Origin of the sequence: Sinomicrobium oceani, from assembly GCF_900119185.1 — a bacterium.
In the GTDB taxonomy this organism is placed as follows: domain Bacteria; phylum Bacteroidota; class Bacteroidia; order Flavobacteriales; family Flavobacteriaceae; genus Sinomicrobium; species Sinomicrobium oceani.
Map to the genome: position 1 here is coordinate 1 of NZ_FPJE01000021.1, position 23788 is coordinate 23788.

The following is a 23788-nucleotide window of genomic DNA, read 5'->3' on the forward strand; positions in this document are numbered from 1 at the left end:
GATTAAAAGGCTTAGATCATATCAATAGGCAAACGTTGATGGAAATTATCGAAGACAGGCACGGAAAACGCTCCACCATTATGGCTTCCCAGCTTCCTATAGAGGCCTGGCATCAAACCATCGGGGAACAGACTATTGCGGACGCTATTTTAGATCGCCTGGTACATACCGCACACCGGATTAATATTAAGGGAGAATCTATGCGGAAAAAACTAAGAAATAAAAGCTAACTTTACACCAAGAATGAATCGATTTTAAACACTTCATTTACACTGCTCACTTTTATCCGTTTTAGGTGGCTCACTTTGTCCGTTCTTTCCAGTTATATCCCGGACAATCATTTCTTTCATTCCCAAAATAAGGCTATTGGTAACAAAAGTCTTTCGTGCAGTATGGCTTGTAATCAACTCGTGCTTCGGAAAGGTTTTATCAATACGTTTTTGGCCGATATACCGGGTAATGGTTGTGGGAGTGTTTATTTCTACTTCTTCACAACATTCTTTTATGTATTTATTGAACTTTTGTCCGGAAATTACGGGAAGAGGTTCATAAACAGTGTCCCTGTATTTATCTAATATGGCTTTGGAGTAAACATTTAGCGGTATTTTATGATCTATGGTTCTCGTCTTTTGCACATTAATACGGAGGTGATTGTCGAATATATTGGATGCCCTTAATTGTTTTATATCGCTGTATCGCAACCCGGTAAAACAACCAAAACAATATACATCCCTTACATGCTCCAAACGTTTGGATTCGAACTCATGGTTATACAACGTCATTAATTCATCCATTGTTAAATAAATGACTTCCGTTTCATCTTCCTGTCGCTTAAATCTCTGATAAGCCAGGTTCTCGTGATAGCCCCTTTCATAGGCCCAATTCATAAAGGTTTTGAGCACCGATATGATCTTGAAAAAATAGTTATTCCTCGCTTCTCTTTCTTCAAAGGCATAATCCCTTAGTTTCTCATAAAACTCCCTGTCGATACTTCCAAAATGCAGCTTATATCCGGTAAATGTCTCGAAATCTGTCAAAAAGTTCTTATTGGTAACGTAACCCTTTATCGTTCGCTCCGACTTCACGGATTTGTTGGTATCAATAAATTCCTGAAAGGAAGGGAAAAATTTGTGCACAACGTTAAGACCATTTAGATCTTCCTTCAATTTGGACTGGATGAAATCTTTGGTAGGAATTATGTCATTAAGTAACATATATCTAAATAAACCCTTTATTTGAGTCTCTTTCTCATCCAACTTCCTGTTGTATTCTATATGGAAATTATAATTTTCTTTGGGTTTAGAGGGTTTAATCCTTTCTTTCTTTTCATCCCAATACTTCTCCTTACTTCTAACGCCGGGTATTGATTTAAAGACTTTAAATCCATTTGCAGAGATCAACATCCTTATTGGGGCATAGCCTTCCTTATCAAATTTATCCCTTCTTAAATGAAATGAAACTTTCATAATTCTCTAATTTGATATAAAGATAAAAAAGGGGCAACAAATAGGGCTACATTTTTATGTTAAAAATGATTTCAACGACAATAAAATTAAAAAACTAACATGCTATTTATAAGATATGTAAGTGATTAAAAGAGTTTAAGTGTGATTAAAAAAATTGGTATTCCCACCCGAGGTACGGAAAAACCCTGTGAAACGATTGTTTTACAGGGTTTTTTGTTTGAAAATGAGCATCTTTTGGTTCATTGCAATAATTCCCTCGATACGGTGAGCCTGCTTAATGAGTTTATGGATTGATATTCTGTATTTGTAATCTGTTTTTCATTTAGCCGGAGTCCATTTTGTAGATTATGTCCGAAACAAAAGAATTCTAAATACAAAAAAATATCGGTATGAAAAACCGGGTGTAATTAATGGCTTCTTGTTATAAGGGCTGACTTTTGTGTAAAGAAAAAGTCCCGACAGGTTGAATCGGGACTTAATGTTGTGGTTTTAGGTTTTGCCTTTGTGACAAACTCAAAAAGCAATGATGAAAAATAAATGTTCACAAAGACATGACAAATATGGATAAAAATTTTGTAATAACAAAAAGGTTTTTATTTTTTTATCCAATAAATTTTTTACCCAATCGTTTTTATATGATCCTCCTTGACGAACATATCGTATTTCCGCCTGTCTCCGTGGCCTCACCAGAAGGAGTGTTGGCTATTGGTGGCGACCTCTCGCCGGAACGCCTTATGCTGGCTTATCGAAGCGGCATCTTTCCATGGTTCGACGACGATAGTTCGATATTGTGGTGGAGCCCCGATCCGCGTATGGTGCTTTTTCCTGACGAACTTAAGATTTCTGCCAGTATGCGTAAGGTGATAAGCCGGGAGGTTTTCAGCATTACATTCAACAATAACTTCGATGCCGTTATCAGGGCGTGCGCGGCTACGAAACGTCCCGGGCAGGAAGGTACCTGGATTACCGAAGAGATGATTGCTGCCTATGTCCGTTTGCACCGTCTCGGGTATGCCAAGTCGGTAGAAGTGTGGCAGGACGAAATGCTGGTCGGTGGACTTTATGGTATAGATCTCGGGCATGTATTTTGCGGAGAAAGCATGTTTGCCAGGGTGAGTAATGCCTCGAAAGCAGGGTTTATAGCCCTTGTGCAAAAATTAAAGGCAGCCGGTCATAAGCTGGTCGATTGTCAGGTGCATACGGCACACCTGGCCAGTCTTGGAGCGAGGGAAATACCGCGTGATGTGTTTATGCGGTTGTTACAAGGTGAAGGCGCACCCCCTCGTTCCGGGTCTGTGGTTTAAAGGGTTTTAATGTGTTTCCGGGTTTGGAACGCCATAGGAGAACAGGTGTAGAATGAAGTACAGGACGCCTGGAAATACGGGCGAAAAACTCTCGGCGATCGGACTGGGAGGTTTGGGGATGAGTATGGCAAGATAAACGACAAATAATCTTTGAAAGTGTTTCGAAAACCGCTTAATGTGGGGTGAAAATTCCGGGATACTGCAGATGTGTATGGCATGGGGCTCAACGAAAAACGGATCGTTGAGATCCTGCTGCCTCAGCGCAACCGGCTTTTATACTTGCCAAATGCGGGTTCCTGCAACGCGATAAAGGTACGGACACTTATTCTTACGGTCATCCCCCGGTATGGGATACAGGTCTGCGAGGGGCGTCTTAAAAGGCTTAAAAACCGAAGTTATAGATCTGTATTGCAGCCATTATGTGAATGCTGAAACTCCGGTAGAAGACACTATGGGGGCATGGCGGCATTGGTCAGGGAGGGAAAGGTGTGTCATCATGGTCTTTCGAATGAGGTTGATATGCAGGGAAGCCGGTATTCCGAAGGTGCTATGAAGTTGGTTGATAACTGAGAGGTGGCGGTGCCGGAGTGCTTTGCTTGTATAGGTGCAACAGGGTGAAGTCTGCCAGAGAAAACAGTGATATGCAGATGGAGAGCAATGGTTGTACTACACGGCTTTGAAGATGCTAAGGGTGAAAAAATGGACAAAAGGCCATTTTTTTGCGCATTCCCGGTTTAAACGGGGTAATTTATTGGGTTTCAATTGTTATTTGTAAGGCAAAAGTCGTATATTTGCGCCGAAGAAAGAGAAAAACTATTTCGGAGGGGACTTAAGTCCCCTCTTTTTATAAAAATTACTGATGTTAAAGGAAAGAGTTGAAGAGCTTCTTACCGAGGTATTTGCCGAGAACGAGTCCCTTTTTTTGATAGATTTTTCTGTGTCTCCCGACAATAAGATAAAAGTGATTATCGATGGTGATGCCGGCGTTTCTCTGAACGATTGTATATTGGTGAGCAGACATGTGGAGCATCAGCTCGACAGGGATGAGACTGACTTTTCCCTCGAGGTGACCTCTCCGGGAGCTGCCGAGCCGATAGTGCACCCCAGACAGTACAATAAGAACGTAGGGAGGAAATTGCAGGTAAAAACCACCGGGGGGGAGACCGTAGAAGGTAACCTGGTAGCAGTTAGTGAAGAAGGTGTAACGCTGGAATGGAAACAGCGGGAGCCAAAGCCCGTGGGCAAAGGAAAAAGAACAGTAACCATAGAAAAAGAAATCCTTTTTTCGGATATAGCCGAAGCTAAAGTGATGATAGTATTTTAATTATTAAGTTTTTGACATGGAAAATCTTGCATTGATCGATTCATTTTCGGAGTTTAAAGATGATAAACTTATAGATCGTGTAACACTGATGGCGATTTTGGAAGAAGTTTTCAGAAATGCGCTGAAAAAGAAATTCGGTTCTGACGACAACTTCGATATCATCATCAACCCTGATAAGGGAGACCTTGAGATATGGAGAAACAGGATCGTGGTTGCCGATGATGAGGTGGAAGACCCCAACCAGGAAATTTCACTGTCTGATGCCCGGAAAATAGAGCCCGATTTTGAAGTGGGTGAAGATGTTTCCGAAGAAGTAAAGTTGATAGATTTGGGAAGAAGAGCTATTTTAGCGCTGCGTCAAAACCTTATATCTAAGATACACGAACACGACAATACGACCATCTACAAGCAGTTTAAAGACCTTATAGGTGAAATTTATACGGCAGAAGTGCATCATATTCGACATAAAGCTGTTATTTTGCTGGACGATGAAGGAAATGAAATAGTTCTTCCTAAAGAAAAACAGATTCCGTCCGACTTTTTCCGTAAAGGAGAAAACGTACGGGGTATCATTGAAAGCGTGGAACTGAAAGGAAATAAACCTGCCATTATAATGTCGAGAACATCTCCGGACTTCCTGGAGAAACTCTTTGAGCAGGAAATTCCTGAAGTGTTTGACGGATTGATTACTATAAAGAAAGTTGTACGGATACCGGGGGAAAAAGCCAAAGTAGCTGTCGACTCTTACGACGACAGGATCGACCCGGTCGGTGCATGTGTCGGTATGAAAGGTTCGAGGATTCACGGTATCGTACGTGAACTTGGGAACGAAAATATCGATGTGATCAATTTCACAAACAATCCCCAACTGTTCATTAGCAGGGCGCTGAGTCCGGCAAGAGTAACTTCTATCTCCATAGACGAAGAGACCAAAAGGGCCGAAGTGATCCTGAAACCGGAAGAAGTATCCAAAGCTATCGGAAAAGGTGGTTATAACATCCGGCTTGCCGGGTTCCTTACCGGGTACGAGATCGATGTATTCCGTGAAGGAGTAGAAGAAGACGTGGAGCTCACCGAATTCTCGGATGAGATAGAAGAATGGATTATAGAAGAATTTAAAAAGATTGGACTGGACACCGCGAGAAGCGTACTCGACCAGGATGTGGAGGACCTTATAAAACGTACCGATCTCGAAGAAGAAACGATTCTGGAAGTAAAGCGAATACTGAAGGAAGAGTTCGAAGACTAAGAGACAGCGGGTATCACCCCTAAACGTTGTACAGGAAATATCTGGTTGTACAACGGGAGTACCCTGGCGTAAAAGCAATACCGTTTCCCGTTTGAAAAAGGTGAAAAGACCATCATAGAGTTCAGAATAAAATTTTAGAGGATTAAAAAAATATTTATGGCTGAAAACGCAACATTGAGGCTTAATAAAGTGCTGAGAGAACTGAACATTTCATTGGACAGGGCAGTAGAACACCTGTCTTCCAAAGGATATGACGTGGAGGCCAGACCCACGACCAAAATATCCCATGAAGTGTACAAGGTTCTTTTGGAAGAGTTTCAGACGGATAAAAGCAAAAAAGTGGCTTCCAAGGAAGTAGGAGAGGAGAAGCGGAAAGAGAAGGAAGCGATACGCCAGGAACTGGAAAGGGAGCAGGAGATAAAACGAAAAGCCCAGGAGCAGCAGGAGGTGATCAAGGCAAAAGCCAACCTGTCCGGGCCGAAGACCGTTGGAAAGATAGATCTGGACCCTAAAAAAGCCGAAGAAAGTATACCCGAAGAAAAACCGGAGGAAAAAGAAGTTGCAGCTCCGAAAGAGGAAACAACAACAAAGACCCCCGAAACTCCTCAGGCACCCGAAGTGAAAAAGGTGGAGGAGAAAGAGAAGCCAGAGGAGAAAAAGGAAACTGTTGAAAAACAAATACCTGCAGAAACTACCGGTAAGGCTGAAAAAGAGCAGAAAGCTCCGGAAGCTCCCGGAAAAGAAAAAGAAGTAAAGCAGGAAAAGGCAGTGGAGAAAGAAAAACCGGCTCCAAAAGAACCCAAAGAAACTCGTAAAGTAATTATACAGGACGAGGAGGTTGAGAGCGAAAAACTGAAAACCCAGTATCAGAAACTTTCCGGACCTAAAATGACCGGAGAAAAGATCGATCTGTCCCAGTTTGAAAAGCCCAAGAAAAAGAAACCTGCCGACGATAAGCAGGGGAGTAATAACAACAATAATAATAAAGATAGGAAACGCAAGCGCAAGCGTATAAGCAAAGACGGTTCCGGTGGTAACTTTACCCAGAACAGACAGGGTGGGGGAGACTTCCGTAAACGGGGAAAACCTGGTGTCGGTGGTAAAAAGCCGATAGTAAACAAGGTGGAGCCTACCGACGAAGAAGTGCAAAAACAGGTGCGTGAAACCCTGGAGAAATTGCAGGGTAAATCCAGTAAGTCCAAAGGAGCGAAATACCGAAGAGAGAAACGGGACTTTCACCGTCAGAAGTCGGAGGAAGATATCGCACAACAGGAACTGGAAAGCAAGGTGCTCAAAGTTACGGAGTTTGTTACCGTAGCGGAAGTGGCAACCATGATGAACGTTCCTACGACCAGTGTTATTTCAGCTTGTATGTCTTTAGGGATCATGGTAACCATGAACCAGCGTCTGGATGCGGAAACCCTGTCTATCGTAGCCGAAGAATTCGGTTATGAAGTGGAATTTGTAACTGCAGATATCGAAGAGTCTATCGTAGAGCAGGAAGATAATCCTGAAGACCTCAAGGGTAGAGCGCCGATCGTTACAGTGATGGGACACGTAGACCACGGTAAAACATCATTGCTGGATTATATCCGTGAAGAAAACGTTATTGCCGGAGAAAGCGGTGGTATTACCCAGCACATCGGTGCCTATGGAGTAAGTCTTCCGGACGGACAAAAGATCACGTTCCTCGATACACCAGGTCACGAAGCGTTTACTGCAATGCGTGCCCGTGGAGCACAGGTTACCGACCTTGCGATTATCGTGATTGCTGCAGACGATGACGTGATGCCGCAAACCAAGGAGGCGATCAGTCACGCTCAGGCAGCCGGGGTGCCGATCGTATTTGCGATTAACAAAGTGGATAAGCCTACGGCTAATCCGGATAAGATAAAAGAACGCCTTGCATCCATGAACCTCCTGGTAGAGGACTGGGGAGGTAAAATACAATCTCAGGATATTTCTGCCAAAACCGGAGCCGGAGTGCCCGAACTGTTGGAAAAAGTGCTTCTGGAAGCCGAAATACTCGAGCTTCAGGCTAATCCGGACAAGGTGGCAAACGGTACTGTAGTAGAGGCATTCCTCGATAAAGGACGCGGATATGTGGCTACCATACTGGTGCAGGGAGGTACGCTCCGTATCGGAGATTATGTGCTTGCAGGAAGACACAGTGGTAAGGTAAAAGCTATGCAGGATGAGCGTGGTAAGCTGGTCAAGGAAGCAGGTCCTTCAACCCCAATATCTATTCTGGGGCTGGACGGTGCGCCGCAGGCAGGAGATAAGTTCCATGTCTTCGAAGATGAAAAAGAAGCCAAGCAAATCGCGGCAAAACGTACGCAACTGCAGCGGGAACAATCCGTTCGTACGCAGCGGCACATTACCCTGGATGAGATCGGACGACGTATTGCACTGGGTGACTTTAAAGAGCTTAACATTATCCTCAAAGGGGATGTGGATGGTTCTGTAGAAGCCCTGACCGATTCGTTCCAGAAATTGTCTACCGACGAAATACAGATCAATATCATACACAAAGCCGTCGGGCCGATCACGGAATCCGATGTGTTGCTGGCCTCCGCATCCGATGCGATTATCATAGGATTTAACGTAAGACCTATGGGTAATGCGAGGACTGTGGCTGACAAAGAGGAAATAGATATCCGTACTTACTCTATCATCTACGATGCGATCAATGACCTCAAAGATGCGATGGAAGGTATGTTGTCTCCGGAAATGAAAGAGGAGATCACAGGTACTGCGGAGATCAGGGAGACCTTTAAAATTTCTAAAGTCGGAACTATTGCCGGATGTATGGTTACGGACGGTAAGATATACAGGAGTGCCGGTATCCGTCTCATACGTGATGGGGTGGTTATATTTACCGGAGAGTTAGCTTCGTTGAAACGATTTAAGGATGATGTTAAAGAAGTTTCCAAAGGTTATGACTGTGGTATGCAGGTGAAGAACTACAACGACATCAAAGAAGGAGATATCATAGAAGCATTCCGCGAAGTGGAAGTGAAGAAAAAGCTGAAATAATATCTTGGCAAATACCAGATAATAAGCCCCGGTCCGTTAAGGTCCGGGGCTTATTTTCGTTGGATAACTTCTGTTCCGTGGCCGGGATAATTGTCTTAGGGTTTCTTATTGGGTTCAAAAAGATAGCGTATGGTTTTTCTTTTCGGGGAAAAGCTGCAGGTAGCGCATCTGTTTTTCATTCTTTTTCAGGATACATTGGGTGATACTTAATGTGGCTACCGGAACTTCCGGATTCTTGGGGAGCCGACTACCGGTGTCTTCTGTTTTAACCGTTTGATGGAACTGCAATAGGTCATCCGGCGTAATGTTACTATGACTTGTCAGAAAGTCGTTAAAACGTTGTTTTTTGTGTTCCTGCTGGGCTTCGGTGTATAAGGTGGAAGAAGATAGGATGTAAGGTGTTCTTGCTGCGACCGGGGCTGTTTTTTATAGGTGCCGTTCCATTGTAATACCGTAAGGTCAGGGGCTCTGAAGAGGAGTATCGTAAACGGTTCGATACGGTCTGGTGCAATGGCTTCCCAGGCGGTTATTGGGTCTTTGTGGCTGATGATGTCGAGTAACAGGAGTCCGCGGCTTTTCCGGTACGGGCCTTGCGGTGTATGTGGGGCTTCCGCGCCGTTGAGTACGATAGCTGTAATACCATTGCTGTCGGTAGCAAACCAGCTTCCGCCCGAGCGTCCGTCTTTAGGAAAAGCCAGCCTTTTGTGGTTGATGGTGTAGATATGCGGAGGAAGGGCTGCGGAGCGGTGTATGCTTTCGTCTCTGTTGGAGGTGAGAATAACCTGTTCTTCGGTATGGACAAAGGTAACTGTGCACATGAGTATAGAAGGCTAAACAATGGATGCTGAGATGTTGTCGGGGTGAGTGTGCGGGCCGGCAGGGTTACAGGTCCTCCCGGTCAGGAGATGAAGGACCTGTTTTGGGTTTGGAATTTCGTATGTGCAGGTCTGTTCAGACCGTTGCGGAGATTACGGATTTATGATAAACGCACTGGGGTATTGTTTTTTAACTTCCATCAAATGCTTGTCTGCTTCGAGCTTTGTACGGAATTTGCCTGCATATACCCGGTATGTAGGTGTTTTAAATGCAATATCACAAGGAAATTCAAAGTTGTTCCTGAAATTTGCCTGTTCTTTCGTAGCACCCTCTAAGGAGCCATTGTATATTTGGATACGGTATCTGTCAGAACCACTGTCATCTTTGTTTAATTCTGTTTTTGCAGCGAGGAGTTTTTCTACTTTAACATCCTGTTGAATGTTAATTTTTCCTTCCTGTGCCTGGCTTTGTAAAGTGGCGGAAAGTAGGAAAAACAAAAGTAAAAAAATACGGGGTGTGCTTAAAAATCTCATAATGAATACTGTTTTGTGCAAAAGTAATTTATTAGCTTGAAATCATAACGTTAAAATTTATTTAGAATTGTTATAAATTAATTATTAACGCTTTGTCAACATTTCCCAAATGAAGTCTATATCGTATTTTTGTGCACGGATTTAAAGAACCTGTGTTTTTTTTGTTGTTATCCGACGAAAAAATCATGCCAAATTAAGGAGAGATAACACATAATATTGATATGAAAGAGGTGATACACCGCAATTCTGTTTCAGGAATTCTAAGTATTAGTCTGGCGATTCTGCTGGCGTTTTCTACAACTCTTTTTGGACAAGAAGGCGACCCTGACAGAGGGAAGCAGTTATTCAATTCCAATTGTGCAGCTTGTCATAAGTTAGATCAAAAAATGACCGGGCCTGCGCTTGCCGGTGTTACGGATAAGCGCGACCGGGAATGGTTGCATAAATGGATTAAGAATAACGTTGCGTTGAGAAAATCCGGAGATGCGGAGGCGATTGCGATTTATGAAGAGTTTAACGGGGCGGTTATGAATACTTTCCCGCAATTGTCCGAGCAGGATATCGATGATATCCTTGCTTACACCGAGAATCCGCCGGCTTCTGCTGCTGCGGCTGGTGGGGCAGGTGCCGGGCAGGTTGTAGCCGCGGAACCTTCCGGTGTTCCTAACGAAGTAGTGTTGGGGGCATTGGTGTTGGTTTTTGCGATGTTGGCTATTATGCTGATCCTGGTGAACAGGACACTGATGCGTATTGCAGATGCAAAAGGTATCGTGCTTCCGGAAGAAAAAGCAAAGAGACTGCCGTTATGGAAGGCTTTTGTGAAAAATCAGTTCCTTGTTTTTGTTTCTGTGATCGTATTGTTGCTGGTGTCTGCCTTCTTCGTTTATGGTTATATGATGCAGGTAGGTGTGGATCAGGGGTACGAGCCTGTGCAGCCTATACATTTTTCGCACAGAATACATGCCGGGGATAATGAGATCGATTGTAAATACTGTCACTCTTCTGCGAGAGTTTCCAAGACTTCCGGTATTCCTTCCCTGAATGTATGTATGAATTGTCATAAAAATATCATGGAAGTTGCGCCTGAAACTGCAACTGCCGAGCATTCCAAAGAATTCTACGATGGTGAGATCAAGAAATTGTATGCTGCGGTAGGATGGGATGCGGAAAGCCAGTCTTATACCGGTGAAACCAAGCCTGTGAAATGGGTTAGAATTCACAATCTTCCGGATTTTGCTTATTTCAATCACTCACAGCACGTAACTGTGGCAGGTGTGGCTTGTCAGCAATGTCATGGTCCTATTGAGGAGATGGAAGTGGTAAGACAGTTTTCTCCGTTAACTATGGGGTGGTGTATAGATTGTCACAGGACAACCAATGTGAAAATGGAAGGGAACGAGTATTACGAGAAGATACACGAGGAATTATCCAAGAAATACGGAGTAGAGCAACTTACGGCTGCACAGATGGGAGCGTTGGAGTGCGGTAAGTGTCACTATTAATAAAATCTAAGGCGCATGCATGTGCGCCTGCATTGTTAAAAAGAGCTAATTTTATATAAAACATGGCGTCAAACAAAAAATACTGGAAAAGTGTTGAGGAGCTGGATCCGAGCAACTCCGTAGTGAAGACACTTAAACAGAATGAGTTTGTTGAGGAAATTCCGGTAGATGAGTTTTTGGGGGATAAGGAGAACCTGGAAGCGTCTTCAACTTCCCGGAGGGACTTTCTTAAATATGTAGGGTTTAGTACGGCTGCCGTAACATTGGCGGCATGTGAAGGACCTGTGAAAAAGGCGATTCCTTACGTTGTACAACCGGAGCAGATCCGTCCCGGAGTAGCAAATTATTATGCGACGACTATTGCCGATGGTTATGACTTTGCCAGTGTGTTGGTAAAGACCAGGGAAGGTCGTCCTATTAAGATAGAGAATAATGCCGAAGCCAAAGTTAACGGCTCGGCTAATGCAAGGGTTAATGCTTCTGTGTTATCCTTGTATGATAGTAAAAGGGTGCAGGGGCCTAAATCCGGAGGTGATTATATTACCTGGGAAGACCTCGATGCCGATGTGGTGGCTAAGCTGAATGCTGCAAAAGCAGGTGGTAAGGCTATCGTGTTGCTGACGCAGACATATGCCAGTCCGTCAACGACAAAACTGATTGCTGACTTCGCTGAGAAGTTCGGTAATGTGCAACACGTACAATACGATGCCATTTCCGAAGATGCGACGCTGACTGCATTTGAACAAAAGTATGGTAAGAGAGCGCTTCCGGATTATGATTTCTCCAAAGCGGATCTTATTGTTTCTTTTGCTGCTGATTTTCTCGGGGATTGGCATGGCGGTGGTTTTGATAGCGGGTATGCTAAGAAAAGAGTGCCCTCTAATGGGAAAATGTCACGCCATATCCAGTTTGAAGGGAATATGTCGCTTTCCGGTGCGAATGCCGATAAGCGTGTGCCTGTAACGCCTTCACAGCAAAAAGTGGCGCTTGCCAAGTTGTATGGGTATCTGAGTGGTTCTTCGGTTTCCGGCGAACTGCCGGAACATGTGGATGCTGCTGTGAAAAATGCGGCTTCTCAGTTGCGTAAAGCTGGTAGGGGTGCGGTTGTAGTGACCGGTATTGATGATGTGGATGCGCAAGGACTGGCCCTGGCTATCAACGAAATGTTGCAAAGTGCTGCGTTCGATGTGAAAGCGCCGAGATTACTGCGTCAGGGAGATGTGGAAGGAGTAAATAAACTGGTTTCCGATATGAAGTCGGGAAGAGTGGGTGCGATCATTATGAGCGGAGTGAACCCGGCGTATACTATGCCTGGTGCTGCCGAATTTACCGAGGCGCTGAAAAGTGTAAGTCTGTCCGTTACTTTTTCTATGAAAGAGGATGAGACGGCGATTGCTACACAGTATGTTGCCGCGGCGCCGCACTACCTGGAATCTTGGGGAGATGTGGAAATGAAACAGGGATATTACGGGCTTATGCAGCCTACGATCCGCCCGTTGTTTGATACCCGGCAATTTCAGGATTCTCTTTTAAAGTGGATCGGAAGTGATAAGACGTATTACGATTATATAAAAGATTTCTGGAGCACTTCGCTGCTTGGAAGTGGTTCCTGGAATAAAGCACTGCACGATGGTGTATTCGTGGCCTCGGCTCCTGTAGCTGTAGCGGGTATTGCGGATAATCAACAGGACGATGCAGAGGCTACAGAGGCTTCAACAGCGGTTCCTGCCGGGAATGCTGCGGGCATGGCAAGGAAACTTGCGGCTGCAAAAGCAGACGGGCTGGAATTGGTGCTTTACCCTAAAACCGGTATGGGTGACGGTCAACAGGCCAATAACCCGTGGTTGCAGGAGTTTCCTGATCCGATCACAAGAGTGTCCTGGGATAATTACCTGACTGTTTCCAAAGCTGATGCAGAAGCTTTAGGCTTTACAAACAGGCATGTGGCTAACGGAGGTCTTAATGGTAGCTATGCCAAGGTGACCGTAAACGGCGTTACGCTGGATCGTGTACCTGTGCTTATTCAGCCGGGACAGGCCAGGGGATCTGTCGGACTTTCTTTCGGTTATGGTAAGAAAGAAGGGGTGAAAACCGAAATGCAGACCGGGGTTAATGCTTATGCTTTATATGCCGGGTTCAATGCAATACAGTCCGTAAGTGTAGAGAAAGTTGCCGGAGAACACGAGTTTGCTTGTGTTCAGCTTCATAATACGCTGATGGGGCGTGGTGATATCCTGAAGGAAACCAGTCTCGAGATATTTAATACCAAGAACGCCAAGGAGTGGAATGTAACTCCGAAGGTATCCCTTAATCATAATGAAGTAGAGGCTACGTCCGTAGACCTCTGGGCAGAATTCGATACCTCCGTAGGGCATCATTTCAATCTGTCGATAGACCTGAATGCATGTACCGGTTGCGGGGCCTGTGTTATTGCCTGTCACGCAGAAAACAACGTTCCTGTCGTAGGAAAGTCGGAAGTGCGTCGGTCAAGAGATATGCACTGGTTGCGTATAGACCGCTATTATTCTTCCGAAGAAAGCTTCGAAGGTGATAACGAAGTGGTAGAGTCTATTTCCGGTTTGGGAGACTCTCTGACGACTTTCGGAGAGATGGAAAAAGCTTCGGAGAACCCTCAGGTAGCTTTCCAGCCTGTGATGTGCCAGCATTGTAACCACGCACCTTGTGAAACAGTATGTCCGGTAGCGGCTACTTCTCACGGACGTCAGGGGCAAAACCACATGGCTTATAACCGTTGCGTGGGAACACGTTACTGCGCAAACAACTGTCCGTACAAAGTACGTCGCTTCAACTGGTTCCTTTACAATAACAACGACGAGTTCGATTTTCATATGAATGATGATATCGGAAAAATGGTACTCAATCCGGATGTCGTAGTAAGGTCCAGAGGGGTTATGGAAAAATGTTCTATGTGTATCCAGATGACCCAGAAAACTATTCTCGATGCCAAAAGAGATGGTAGAAAAGTACGTAAAGATGAGTTCCAGACGGCATGTTCGGCTGCCTGCTCCAGTGGTGCAATGGTATTCGGGGATGTGAATAATGAGGAGGATGAAGTGTTTGCTCTTAAGAAGAGCGACAGGATGTATCACCTGTTAGAGCACGTAGGGACTAAGCCTAATGTGTTCTACCATGTAAAAGTGAGGAATACCGAGGAAGCATAGAGCGGTAGACCGGAGAACTCCCGCATGATAGTGGAGGTAAAGCGGTTTATACCATAGAATATAAAAGGAGTAATTAAATATAAAATTATAAAATGGCGTCGCATTACGAAGCACCTATACGTAAACCCCTGGTAATCGGAGATAAGAGCTATCACGATGTTTCCGTAGATGTAGCCAGACCCGTGGAGGGCAAGGCAAACAAGCAGTGGTGGATTGTTTTCTCCATTGCCCTGGTAGCGTTTCTTTGGGGAATAGGGTGTATAATTTATACCATTGCAACAGGAATAGGCTCTTGGGGATTGAATAAAACCGTAGGTTGGGCCTGGGATATTACTAACTTCGTTTGGTGGGTTGGTATCGGTCACGCAGGAACGTTGATCTCTGCGGTACTCTTGCTGTTCCGTCAAAAGTGGAGAATGGCCATTAACCGTTCGGCAGAGGCTATGACGATATTTTCGGTTGTTCAGGCCGGATTGTTCCCTTTGATTCACATGGGACGTCCATGGCTTGGATATTGGGTGGTTCCTATTCCTAACCAGTTCGGTTCGCTTTGGGTTAACTTTAACTCACCCCTGCTGTGGGACGTATTTGCGATATCTACCTATTTGTCCGTATCTCTGGTGTTCTGGTGGACGGGTCTGCTTCCCGACTTTGCAATGATCAGGGACAGGGCGGTAAAGCCTTTCCAGAAAAAAATATACAGTCTGCTGAGTTTCGGATGGAGCGGACGGGCAAAAGACTGGCAGCGTTTTGAAGAAGTGTCACTGGTACTTGCCGGTTTGGCTACCCCGCTGGTACTTTCTGTACACACTATCGTATCTTTTGACTTTGCGACTTCAGTAATACCGGGATGGCATACCACGATCTTCCCTCCTTACTTCGTTGCAGGTGCAGTATTCTCCGGATTTGCGATGGTAAATACCCTGCTTATTATTATGAGAAAAGTAGTAAGCCTGGAAGATTATATTACATTACAACACATAGAGTTGATGAACATCGTAATCATGATTACGGGGTCTATCGTAGGTTGTGCTTATATCACGGAGCTGTTTATCGCATGGTATTCCGGAGTGGAATACGAGCAATATGCATTCCTGAACAGGGCTACCGGTCCTTACGCATGGGCATACTGGTGTATGATGACCTGTAACGTGTTCTCCCCGCAGTTTATGTGGTTCAAGAAACTCAGAACAAGTATTATGTTCTCCTTTATCATTTCGATTGTGGTAAACATAGGAATGTGGTTTGAGCGATTTGTAATTATCGTTACTTCACTTCACAGGGATTACCTTCCTTCTTCCTGGACCATGTTCTCCCCGACGTTTATCGATATAGGGATCTTCGTTGGAACTATAGGGTTCTTCTTTGTTCTGTTCTTGCTGTACTCCAGGACTTTCCCGGTAATAGCACAGGCAGAGGTGAAAACCATTATGAAATCATCAGGAGAAAAGTATAAAAAATTAAGAGACGGCGACCATGAGTAATAAAGTAATTCAAGCCATTTATGCCGATGACGATGTATTATTGGCCGCAGTAAAGAAAGTGAGGGCTGCACATCATCATATCGAGGAAATATATACACCGTTTCCCGTACACGGTCTGGATAAAGCCATGGGGCTTGCTCCTACGAGAATAGCCATCGCATCGTTTATTTACGGATGTATCGGGCTTTGTGTAGCTGTTGCGATGATGAATTATATTATGATCGAAGACTGGCCTCAGAATATCGGAGGGAAACCGAGTTTTTCCTTTTTGGATAATATGCCCGCTTTTGTGCCGATCATGTTTGAATTAACCGTATTTTTTGCCGCGCACCTTATGGTGATCACTTTTTATCTCAGAAGTAAATTGTGGCCCTTTAAGGAGGCAGAGAATCCGGATGTAAGAACGACGGATGATCACTTCCTTATGGAAGTTTCAGCAAGTGGCAATATAGAGGCTTTATCTGCCTTTTTGCAGGAAACCGGAGCAGTTGAAGTAAAAGTTTCAGAAAAGCATTAGATAGCGGATCGGTAAGAAGAATACGGTGACTGCCGGATTCCGAAAGCCGAAAACCCAACAACGTAAATACTGTTTAAATGAAGAGCTTTATAAAAATAGGAATAGTGCTTGGTACGGCAGCGATCATGACTTCGTGTTTCAACAAGTCAAAGCCCAACTACCAATTTATGCCTAATATGTATGAATCTGTAGGTTATGAAACCTACCAGGAGTCGGATGCTTTTAAGAACGGTGTGGAAGCCCAGTTACCTGCTGAAAATACGATCAACAGAGGGTGGATGCCTTATGATTACGAGAATACGCCAGAAGGTAAAGAACTGGCCAAAGCGGAATTGAAAAATCCGTTGGAGGCGGATAGTACGTCTACAGAAGCTAACCTGGGAGACGGAAAGGAATTGTATGATATCTATTGTGCCGTTTGTCATGGTGGAAAAGGTGACGGACAGGGTGTACTGGTAAAACGGGAGAAATTCCTCGGTGTTCCCAGCTATGCGGACAGGGAGATTACCGAAGGCAGTATTTATCACGTCATTTATTACGGATTGAACTCTATGGGATCTTACGCTGCACAACTCAATGAGAAAGAACGCTGGCAGGTGACCATGTACGTGGAGCAGCTAAAAAAGGATTTGACCAAGTAATATTCAATGAGGTACAGAGGTGTCGGGAGATACGAGATGTAAAACAAGACCTTGCCGAAGTACAGAATTACAAAATACAATAAAGAGAATTTTCAGGATATGTACACGTTTTCAAACAAGTTAAGACTGTCTGCATTTGTTCTAATGATCGTTGGTGTTCTCGGTCTGGGCTATGGTTTTCTCGCTGCGCCGGGCACTGTAGAAGAAGCAAAAGCTATGGTGGCAGATGCACATCACGGTGGAGGGCACGAAGAAGTGGCTACCCATGATGCACATGGAACACATAATGAAGAGCATGCAACACACGATACATCCCACGATGAGCATTTGTTGCATCAATTACAGAATAAACCCTGGGCAGGACTTTATGTAGCTGCATTTTTCTTTATGATGATATCTCTCGGGGTGCTTGCTTTTTACGCCATTCAGAGGGTGTCCCAGGCCGGTTGGTCACCTTTGCTTTTCAGAGTAATGGAGGGGATCACAGCATATCTGCTTCCGGGCGCAATACTCGTTTTTGTTATACTGGTATTATCCGGTGTTCATATGAACCATCTTTTTATATGGATGGATCCTGAAGTCGTGGCACATGACGAGCTTATACAGGGAAAAACAGGCTATCTCAATGTTCCGTTCTTTCTTATCAGAGCGGTGATATATATAGCAGGATGGGCAGCTTACCGTCATTTCTCCAGAAAATTCTCTATAGCACAGGATACTGCCGATGATCATAGTTATTTTAAAAGAAACTTTAAAATATCTGCCGGATTCCTCGTGTTCTTCCTGGTATCGGAGTCTATGATGTCCTGGGATTGGATTATGAGTGTTGATCCGCACTGGTACAGTACCCTCTTCGGATGGTATGTATTTGCCAGTATGTTTGTTTCCGGGATCACCGTTATAGCACTGATCACTATCTATCTGAAATCGAGAGGATACCTGGAAGAAGTAAATAACAGTCATATTCATGACCTTGCAAAGTTCATGTTTGGTATCAGTATTTTCTGGACATATCTTTGGTTTTCCCAGTTTATGCTTATCTGGTATTCCAACATTCCGGAAGAAGTTACGTATTTCGTGACGCGTATCGAAGATTATAAGCTTCCGTTCTTCGGAATGGTGGTGCTTAACTTCGTGTTCCCGCTGCTTGTTTTAATGAATAGTGATTACAAGCGACTGAACTGGTTTGTGGTAATGACAGGGATAATGATCCTCTTAGGGCACTATCTCGATATATATAACATGATAATGCCTGCTACAGTCGGAGATCAATGGTTTATCGGGATCGGTGAAGTAGGAGGTGTGCTGTTCTTCCTCGGGTTGTTTATTTTTATAGTGTTTACTGCACTTACCAAGGCACCGTTGTTGCCGAAACGTAACCCGTTTATCGAAGAGAGCAAACACTTTCATTATTAATTCAGAAACTAAAGTAAACAGGAAATAGTAAGATGACTGCTTTTTTGACCATAATTGTACTGATACTCATTGCCATTGCCATTTGGCAAATGACGAAGATATTTGAATTCTCTCAGATAGGAATCAAAGATGCCCAGATCGCCAATGACAAGGATAACAAGCTGAATGGATACTTGATGTTTGCTTTCCTGGGATTCCTTTACGTACTCACCATTTTCAGTTTGTGGAAATGGGGACGCGTATTGCTTCCCAAGTCTGCTTCCGAGCATGGTGGTGACTACGACACCCTGATGGCTGTTTCAATGGTATTAATCTTTACCGTACAGTTGATCACACAAACGCTGCTGTATTTCTTCGCGTATAAATACCGGGGTGCAAAGGGCAGAAAGGCATTGTTCTATGCGGATAATGACAAACTGGAGTTTATCTGGACTATTATTCCCGTAATAACGCTGGCCGGGCTTATCCTTTACGGACTATACACCTGGACAACTATTATGGATATTAATGATGAGGATGATCCGCTGGTCATAGAACTCTACGCACAGCAGTTCAACTGGAAAGCCAGATATGCCGGAGACGATAATGTGCTCGGCGATGCTAACGTAAGGTTCCTCAACGATTTTGACGGGCAGAATATCGTAGGTATCGATGCTTCTGATCCCAATGGTATGGATGATGTCGTATCGACTACCGAGATCCACCTACCGGTGAACCGTAAGGTCGTGTTTAAAATGCGTTCGCAGGATGTATTACACTCTGCATACATGCCGCACTTCAGGGCACAGATGAACTGTGTTCCGGGAATGATAACACAGTTTTCCTTTACGCCTACCATCACTACTGCAGAAATGCGTCAGGAACAGGATATACAGGATAAAGTAAAGCACATTAACGAACTTCGTGCCGAGAGAAGAGCCAAAGGAGAGGACCTGGACGACTGGGAGTTTGATTATCTTTTACTGTGTAATAAAATTTGCGGAACTTCGCACTATAACATGCAGATGAAAATTGTTGTGGAGAGTGAAGAAGAATTTAACGCATGGATGAAGGAACAGAAAACCTTCGAAGAAACAGTGGCCGGGACCGATCGATAGTAAGGACCGGAGTATATCGAAAATAAAAAGTAACAATAACGATTTTATATAAAGATTATGTCAGCAACAGCTACAGCACACGCAGGGGATCAGGCGCACGATCACGGACATCATCATAAAGAGACCTTTATTTCAAAGTATGTTTTCAGTTATGATCACAAGATGATCTCCAAGCAATACCTGATTACAGGTTTGGTTATGGGATTCATCGGTATCCTGATGTCTCTGTTATTCCGTATGCAACTTGCATGGCCTTCGGAGTCTTTTAAGATATTTGAAGTATTGCTGGGCAAATGGGCTCCCGAGGGTGTAATGGATCCTAATATCTACCTGGCTCTGGTTACCATCCACGGAACGATCATGGTATTCTTCGTATTGACTGCCGGATTGAGTGGAACATTCAGTAACCTGTTGATCCCGTTGCAGATCGGTGCACGTGATATGGCTTCCGGATTTATGAACATGATCTCGTACTGGTTGTTTTTTGTTTCCAGTGTTATTATGGTGATTTCCATTTTCGTCGAAGCAGGTCCTGCAGCTGCAGGGTGGACTATTTATCCTCCGTTGAGTGCTCTGCCACAGGCACAGGGTGGTTCAGGTCTCGGAATGACGCTTTGGCTGGTTTCCATGGCAATCTTTATCGCATCATCGCTTCTTGGTTCACTGAACTATATCGTTACTGTGTTAAACCTGAGAACAAAAGGAATGTCTATGACCAGGCTGCCTCTTACGATGTGGGCCCTGTTCATCACGGCTGTTATCGGTGTGGTGTCTTTCCCGGTGTTACTTTCGGCTGCATTATTGCTTATTTTTGACCGTAGTTTCGGTACGTCGTTTTTCCTTTCGGATATCTTTATCCAGGGAGAGGTGTTACACCATCAGGGAGGATCGCCTGTTCTTTTCGAACACCTGTTCTGGTTCCTGGGACACCCCGAAGTGTATATCGTATTGTTACCCGCACTCGGAATTACTTCCGAAATCATAGCCACAAACGCACGTAAGCCTATATTCGGTTATCGCGCGATGGTGGCCTCTATACTTGCTATTGCATTCCTGTCTACTATCGTATGGGGACACCACATGTTCGTTTCCGGAATGAACCCATTCCTGGGATCGGTATTTACATTTACAACACTACTTATCGCGATACCTTCTGCGGTAAAGGCATTTAACTATATTACTACACTGTGGAAAGGAAATCTGCAGATGAACCCTGCGATGCTTTTCTCTATAGGTCTGGTATCTACTTTTATTACCGGAGGTCTTACCGGGATTATTCTCGGAGACAGTACGCTGGATATCAACGTACATGACACCTATTTTGTAGTGGCACACTTCCACCTTGTAATGGGGATCTCCGCTATTTACGGATTCCTTGCAGGAGTATATCACTGGTTCCCTAAAATGTTCGGAAGAATGTTGAACAAAAACCTCGGGTATGTACACTTCTGGGTCACTGCTGTTTGTGCATACGGTATTTTCTTCCCGATGCACTTCCAGGGAATGGCTGGTTTACCGAGACGTTATTATACCAATACCAACTTCCCGATATTCGATGACCTGATGGATATCAATGTCGTGATGACCGTATTCGCCCTGATTGCAGGAGCAGTACAACTGGTATTTCTCTATAACTTCTTCTACAGTATTTTCTATGGAGAAAAGGCGCCTAAAAACCCATGGAAATCCAATACATTGGAATGGACAACCCCGGTAGAGCATATCCATGGAAACTGGCCGGGAGCTATCCCTGAAGTACACCGTTGGGCTTACGATTACAGTAAGACCAATGACAATGGAGAGTATGTGATCCCCGGACAGGACTTCGTTCCGCAGACCGTGCCGTTACAGGAAGGTGAGGAAGAACTCAATCACTAAGATCCTTAAACTAAATATATAAAAAGGGCCCTGGACAAGGGCCTTTTTTTAGTTAGTGCTGATAGGTGCTGTCATACAGTGTTCGGGTATGCCGAAGCCGTCTACCAGAGAGACCACGTGAGGTCTCAGCTCCGTGCACAGCCGTTCTACGCGCTGACGTATTGCTTTGGATTTGGCACCGCTGATATAGCCGTGTTCGAGGTACCATGCTGCGTGTTCACGAATATGATGGAGAGCGTATAATGCCCCCAGTTTTCTGAAGATAAACTGCATTTTCTCGTCTTCCAGGGTTTTTACAAAACCGGAGAAGATCTCGTAAGAAAGCATAACACCGTATGCCCGGCCAAGAGCGAGTAAATGTGTTTGAATATTCAGTGATACCTGTTGGGGTGGGATACCTTTTTTTACATAACGCCGTATACGCGACGCTGCAGTAAAGGTGAGTCTTCGTACATGGTACTGAAAGGTTTCGAGGTGAAAGTCCGGGTCAAACAAATGCTCTTTATCCGTATTGCCGGTAAAAAGCGGGTTGAAAGTAGTGAGCCGGTCCCCGAGTTGTGTCCCCACAAGTTTCAGAATGTCTCCGTAGCTGTCACTGTTGAATTCCGATTTAAAATCCGTAAGTACTCCCTTGGCTGCAAGTTGCAGGAGGACAGTATTGTCCCCTTCGAAAGTGGTGAAGATATCCACGTCGTTTTTAAGGTCTCCGATACGGTTTTCCAGAAGATATCCTTTACCCCCGCAGGCTTCACGACATTCCTGTATCGTTTTATTGGAAAAGTCCGTAATCAGTGCTTTTAAAGCGGCGACCTGGGTCTCTATTTTTCGGCGAGATGTTTCGGAGGCATCGGTGTACTGCCGGATCATGTGCTCCAGGGTAACATGGTACACATACGTCTGTGCAATCGGAGTGATCAGCCGTAGCTGGTGCGAAGGATAGTCCATGATAAGGTCTTCCTGTATCTTTTCTCCACTGTTGAACTGTCTGCGATGTAATGCGTATTTTACGGCTGTGGCCAAAGCCAGTTTGGCTCCCCCCACAGCACCTTTGGCTACACAAATACGCCCTCCTACGAGAGTACCCAGCATGGTAAAAAAGCGTTTGTTGGGATTGCTGATCCGTGAGGTGTAATTGCCGTCCTTGTCGATATCCCCGAAACGGTTGAGAAGATTTTCTCTCGGGACACTGACATTTTTAAACCATATTTTACCATTGTCCACACCGTTAAGACCGAGTTTGTACCCGTTGTCTTCGATGCGTACACCAGGTATAAGGTTTCCGTCGTCATCACGTACCCGGACTACTATGGCATGCACACCCTGGTTTGTACCGTTGACAATAAGCTGGGCAAAAACGGTTGCCATAGTGGAGTGCAGGGCATTTCCTATATATTCTTTATTGTCATTTTCACCTGGCGTGTCTATAACGATAGAGTCGGTTTCTCTCACGTAAGTAGCGGTAGTCTTGATACCGCGAACATTAGAGCCGTGCCGGGTCTCCGTCATGGCAAAACATCCGAGTAACGTACCTTCACCGGTAGCTTTCAGCCATTGGTCGTGGTGTTTTTTGGTTCCGAGGTTTTGTATACTACCCCCGAAAAGTCCGAACTGTACACCGAATTTTATGGTTAGACTACCGTCGATAAACATGAGGTTTTCAAAAATACCTGCATAAGCCGGCATATTGTCGATACCACCGTACCGGCTTTCGTATGCCATGGCTCCGTAACCGGCGGATGCCAGTAGCTTTACCTGTTCCAGGACCCTGGGGCGAAACGTATCCTTGTCGCGTGATATCTTCCATTGAAAAGCAGGATCGGATAAAAATTCCCTGAACGTATCGATATAAGATGCATGAGGACCTTTAAGTACGGCATCGATCTTTGCCGGATCATAAAAATTGGCTTTGGGTACCTGTTGGGTTTCCACGTCAAAGAGATGCCGGTAATGATTGGGCTGTATTCCGAGATTGATCTCTATAAATTTCAACTTTTCATCGGACAGTTCTTCTTCACCATGCCCTGGAAGTGACATTTTCATGCTGAACGATGTGAGTGGGTAGGTTTCGCTTTCCACAAGTTTAACCCCCGATTTGTCTATGAGGTGTTTCCAGGAAGTGATAACTTCATCCGCAGGCGGGGTTTTGGGATTTAGCCAGGATGTTATCAGTTTTTTTTCTTCGGGGGATAAATGATCTTCCGTTACGGCCTTTTTGAATACCGAGATTTCGGAGGCCGACAGGAGATCATCTGCCCAGACCACGTATAAGAAAGGAATATATTTTACGATATGGGGCGAATATGTTCTGGTGTCCATAAACTAAAATCTTTTTTCAATTATTAC

The 23788-nt window shown here is 44.5% G+C and carries 17 protein-coding genes; 13 read left to right on the forward strand and 4 right to left on the reverse strand.

Going from position 1 to position 23788, the window contains the following annotated elements; all coding sequences use genetic code 11:
• Window positions 1-230, forward strand: a 230-nt coding sequence (locus BT112_RS16455) for an ATP-binding protein (protein WP_175545815.1), incomplete at its 5' end; no start/stop codon positions are given.
• Window positions 231-263: 33 nt separating this feature from the next.
• On the opposite strand, the gene BT112_RS16460 is transcribed toward BT112_RS16455, so the two are convergent.
• Window positions 264-1466 (reverse strand): site-specific integrase, encoded by a 1203-nt coding sequence (locus tag BT112_RS16460; protein ID WP_072318483.1) that lies wholly within the window; start codon window positions 1464-1466, stop codon window positions 264-266.
• 635 nt (window positions 1467-2101) lie between these two features.
• Here BT112_RS16460 and aat point away from each other — a divergent pair.
• The 4 genes from aat to infB all read left to right on the forward strand — a co-directional run bounded on the left by aat (window position 2102) and on the right by infB (window position 8379).
• Entirely contained in the window at window positions 2102-2770 is a 669-nt protein-coding gene (aat, locus tag BT112_RS16465) for a leucyl/phenylalanyl-tRNA--protein transferase (RefSeq protein ID WP_072318526.1), read from the forward strand.
• Between the two features lie 859 nt (window positions 2771-3629).
• On the forward strand, window positions 3630-4094 hold the full coding sequence (gene rimP, locus BT112_RS16470; RefSeq protein WP_072318484.1) for a ribosome assembly cofactor RimP: 465 nt from the start codon (window positions 3630-3632) through the stop codon (window positions 4092-4094).
• A 16-nt stretch (window positions 4095-4110) separates the two neighbouring features.
• A complete protein-coding gene (nusA, locus tag BT112_RS16475) occupies window positions 4111-5343 on the forward strand; it encodes a transcription termination factor NusA (protein ID WP_072318485.1) in 1233 nt (410 codons plus the stop codon).
• Between the two features lie 156 nt (window positions 5344-5499).
• Window positions 5500-8379, forward strand: a complete 2880-nt coding sequence (gene infB, locus BT112_RS16480; protein ID WP_072318486.1) for a translation initiation factor IF-2 — start codon at window positions 5500-5502, stop codon at window positions 8377-8379.
• A gap of 320 nt (window positions 8380-8699) precedes the next feature.
• On the opposite strand, the gene BT112_RS16485 is transcribed toward infB, so the two are convergent.
• Window positions 8700-9197, reverse strand: coding sequence for an NRDE family protein (locus BT112_RS16485; protein ID WP_072318487.1), 498 nt, complete (start codon window positions 9195-9197; stop codon window positions 8700-8702).
• Between the two features lie 150 nt (window positions 9198-9347).
• On the reverse strand, window positions 9348-9749 hold the full coding sequence (locus BT112_RS16490; protein WP_245777058.1) for an SPOR domain-containing protein: 402 nt from the start codon (window positions 9747-9749) through the stop codon (window positions 9348-9350).
• Window positions 9750-9949: 200 nt separating this feature from the next.
• Between BT112_RS16490 and BT112_RS16495 the strand changes: the two genes are divergently transcribed.
• From BT112_RS16495 to BT112_RS16530, 8 genes are all read left to right on the forward strand, one after another.
• Window positions 9950-11230, forward strand: coding sequence for a c-type cytochrome (locus BT112_RS16495; RefSeq protein ID WP_072318489.1), 1281 nt, complete (start codon window positions 9950-9952; stop codon window positions 11228-11230).
• Window positions 11231-11292: 62 nt separating this feature from the next.
• Entirely contained in the window at window positions 11293-14412 is a 3120-nt protein-coding gene (locus BT112_RS16500; protein ID WP_072318490.1) for a TAT-variant-translocated molybdopterin oxidoreductase, read from the forward strand.
• A gap of 92 nt (window positions 14413-14504) precedes the next feature.
• On the forward strand, window positions 14505-15896 hold the full coding sequence (nrfD, locus tag BT112_RS16505; protein ID WP_072318491.1) for an NrfD/PsrC family molybdoenzyme membrane anchor subunit: 1392 nt from the start codon (window positions 14505-14507) through the stop codon (window positions 15894-15896).
• Window positions 15889-16413, forward strand: coding sequence for a DUF3341 domain-containing protein (locus tag BT112_RS16510; RefSeq protein ID WP_072318492.1), 525 nt, complete (start codon window positions 15889-15891; stop codon window positions 16411-16413). Before nrfD ends, BT112_RS16510 begins: the two co-directional genes overlap by 8 nt.
• A gap of 77 nt (window positions 16414-16490) precedes the next feature.
• The gene (locus tag BT112_RS16515; RefSeq protein WP_072318493.1) at window positions 16491-17054 is read left to right on the forward strand and encodes a c-type cytochrome; all 564 of its coding nucleotides are present in this window, start codon (window positions 16491-16493) and stop codon (window positions 17052-17054) included.
• Between the two features lie 99 nt (window positions 17055-17153).
• Window positions 17154-18470, forward strand: a complete 1317-nt coding sequence (locus tag BT112_RS16520; protein WP_072318527.1) for a quinol:cytochrome C oxidoreductase — start codon at window positions 17154-17156, stop codon at window positions 18468-18470.
• A gap of 32 nt (window positions 18471-18502) precedes the next feature.
• Complete coding sequence (locus BT112_RS16525; protein WP_072318494.1) at window positions 18503-19567, forward strand: cytochrome c oxidase subunit II; 1065 nt, start codon at window positions 18503-18505, stop codon at window positions 19565-19567.
• Window positions 19568-19624: 57 nt separating this feature from the next.
• Entirely contained in the window at window positions 19625-21445 is a 1821-nt protein-coding gene (locus BT112_RS16530; protein WP_072318495.1) for a cytochrome c oxidase subunit I, read from the forward strand.
• A 48-nt stretch (window positions 21446-21493) separates the two neighbouring features.
• On the opposite strand, the gene BT112_RS16535 is transcribed toward BT112_RS16530, so the two are convergent.
• On the reverse strand, window positions 21494-23761 hold the full coding sequence (locus BT112_RS16535; protein ID WP_072318496.1) for an acyl-CoA dehydrogenase family protein: 2268 nt from the start codon (window positions 23759-23761) through the stop codon (window positions 21494-21496).
• Window positions 23762-23788: the final 27 nt, after the last annotated feature.

Bases quoted from the DNA above. Each gene is read 5' to 3' on its own strand.
- nrfD (WP_072318491.1), top strand. From the start codon at position 14,505: ATGGCGTCGCATTACGAAGCACCTATACGTAAACCCCTGGTAATCGGA.
- aat (WP_072318526.1), top strand. From the start codon at position 2,102: ATGATCCTCCTTGACGAACATATCGTATTTCCGCCTGTCTCCGTGGCC.
- BT112_RS16500 (WP_072318490.1), top strand. From the start codon at position 11,293: ATGGCGTCAAACAAAAAATACTGGAAAAGTGTTGAGGAGCTGGATCCG.
- nusA (WP_072318485.1), top strand. From the start codon at position 4,111: ATGGAAAATCTTGCATTGATCGATTCATTTTCGGAGTTTAAAGATGAT.
- BT112_RS16515 (WP_072318493.1), top strand. From the start codon at position 16,491: ATGAAGAGCTTTATAAAAATAGGAATAGTGCTTGGTACGGCAGCGATC.
- BT112_RS16535 (WP_072318496.1), bottom strand. From the start codon at position 23,761: ATGGACACCAGAACATATTCGCCCCATATCGTAAAATATATTCCTTTC.
- BT112_RS16525 (WP_072318494.1), top strand. From the start codon at position 18,503: ATGACTGCTTTTTTGACCATAATTGTACTGATACTCATTGCCATTGCC.
- rimP (WP_072318484.1), top strand. From the start codon at position 3,630: ATGTTAAAGGAAAGAGTTGAAGAGCTTCTTACCGAGGTATTTGCCGAG.
- BT112_RS16495 (WP_072318489.1), top strand. From the start codon at position 9,950: ATGAAAGAGGTGATACACCGCAATTCTGTTTCAGGAATTCTAAGTATT.
- BT112_RS16520 (WP_072318527.1), top strand. From the start codon at position 17,154: ATGTACACGTTTTCAAACAAGTTAAGACTGTCTGCATTTGTTCTAATG.
- BT112_RS16510 (WP_072318492.1), top strand. From the start codon at position 15,889: ATGAGTAATAAAGTAATTCAAGCCATTTATGCCGATGACGATGTATTA.
- infB (WP_072318486.1), top strand. From the start codon at position 5,500: ATGGCTGAAAACGCAACATTGAGGCTTAATAAAGTGCTGAGAGAACTG.
- BT112_RS16460 (WP_072318483.1), bottom strand. From the start codon at position 1,466: ATGAAAGTTTCATTTCATTTAAGAAGGGATAAATTTGATAAGGAAGGC.
- BT112_RS16485 (WP_072318487.1), bottom strand. From the start codon at position 9,197: ATGTGCACAGTTACCTTTGTCCATACCGAAGAACAGGTTATTCTCACC.
- BT112_RS16530 (WP_072318495.1), top strand. From the start codon at position 19,625: ATGTCAGCAACAGCTACAGCACACGCAGGGGATCAGGCGCACGATCAC.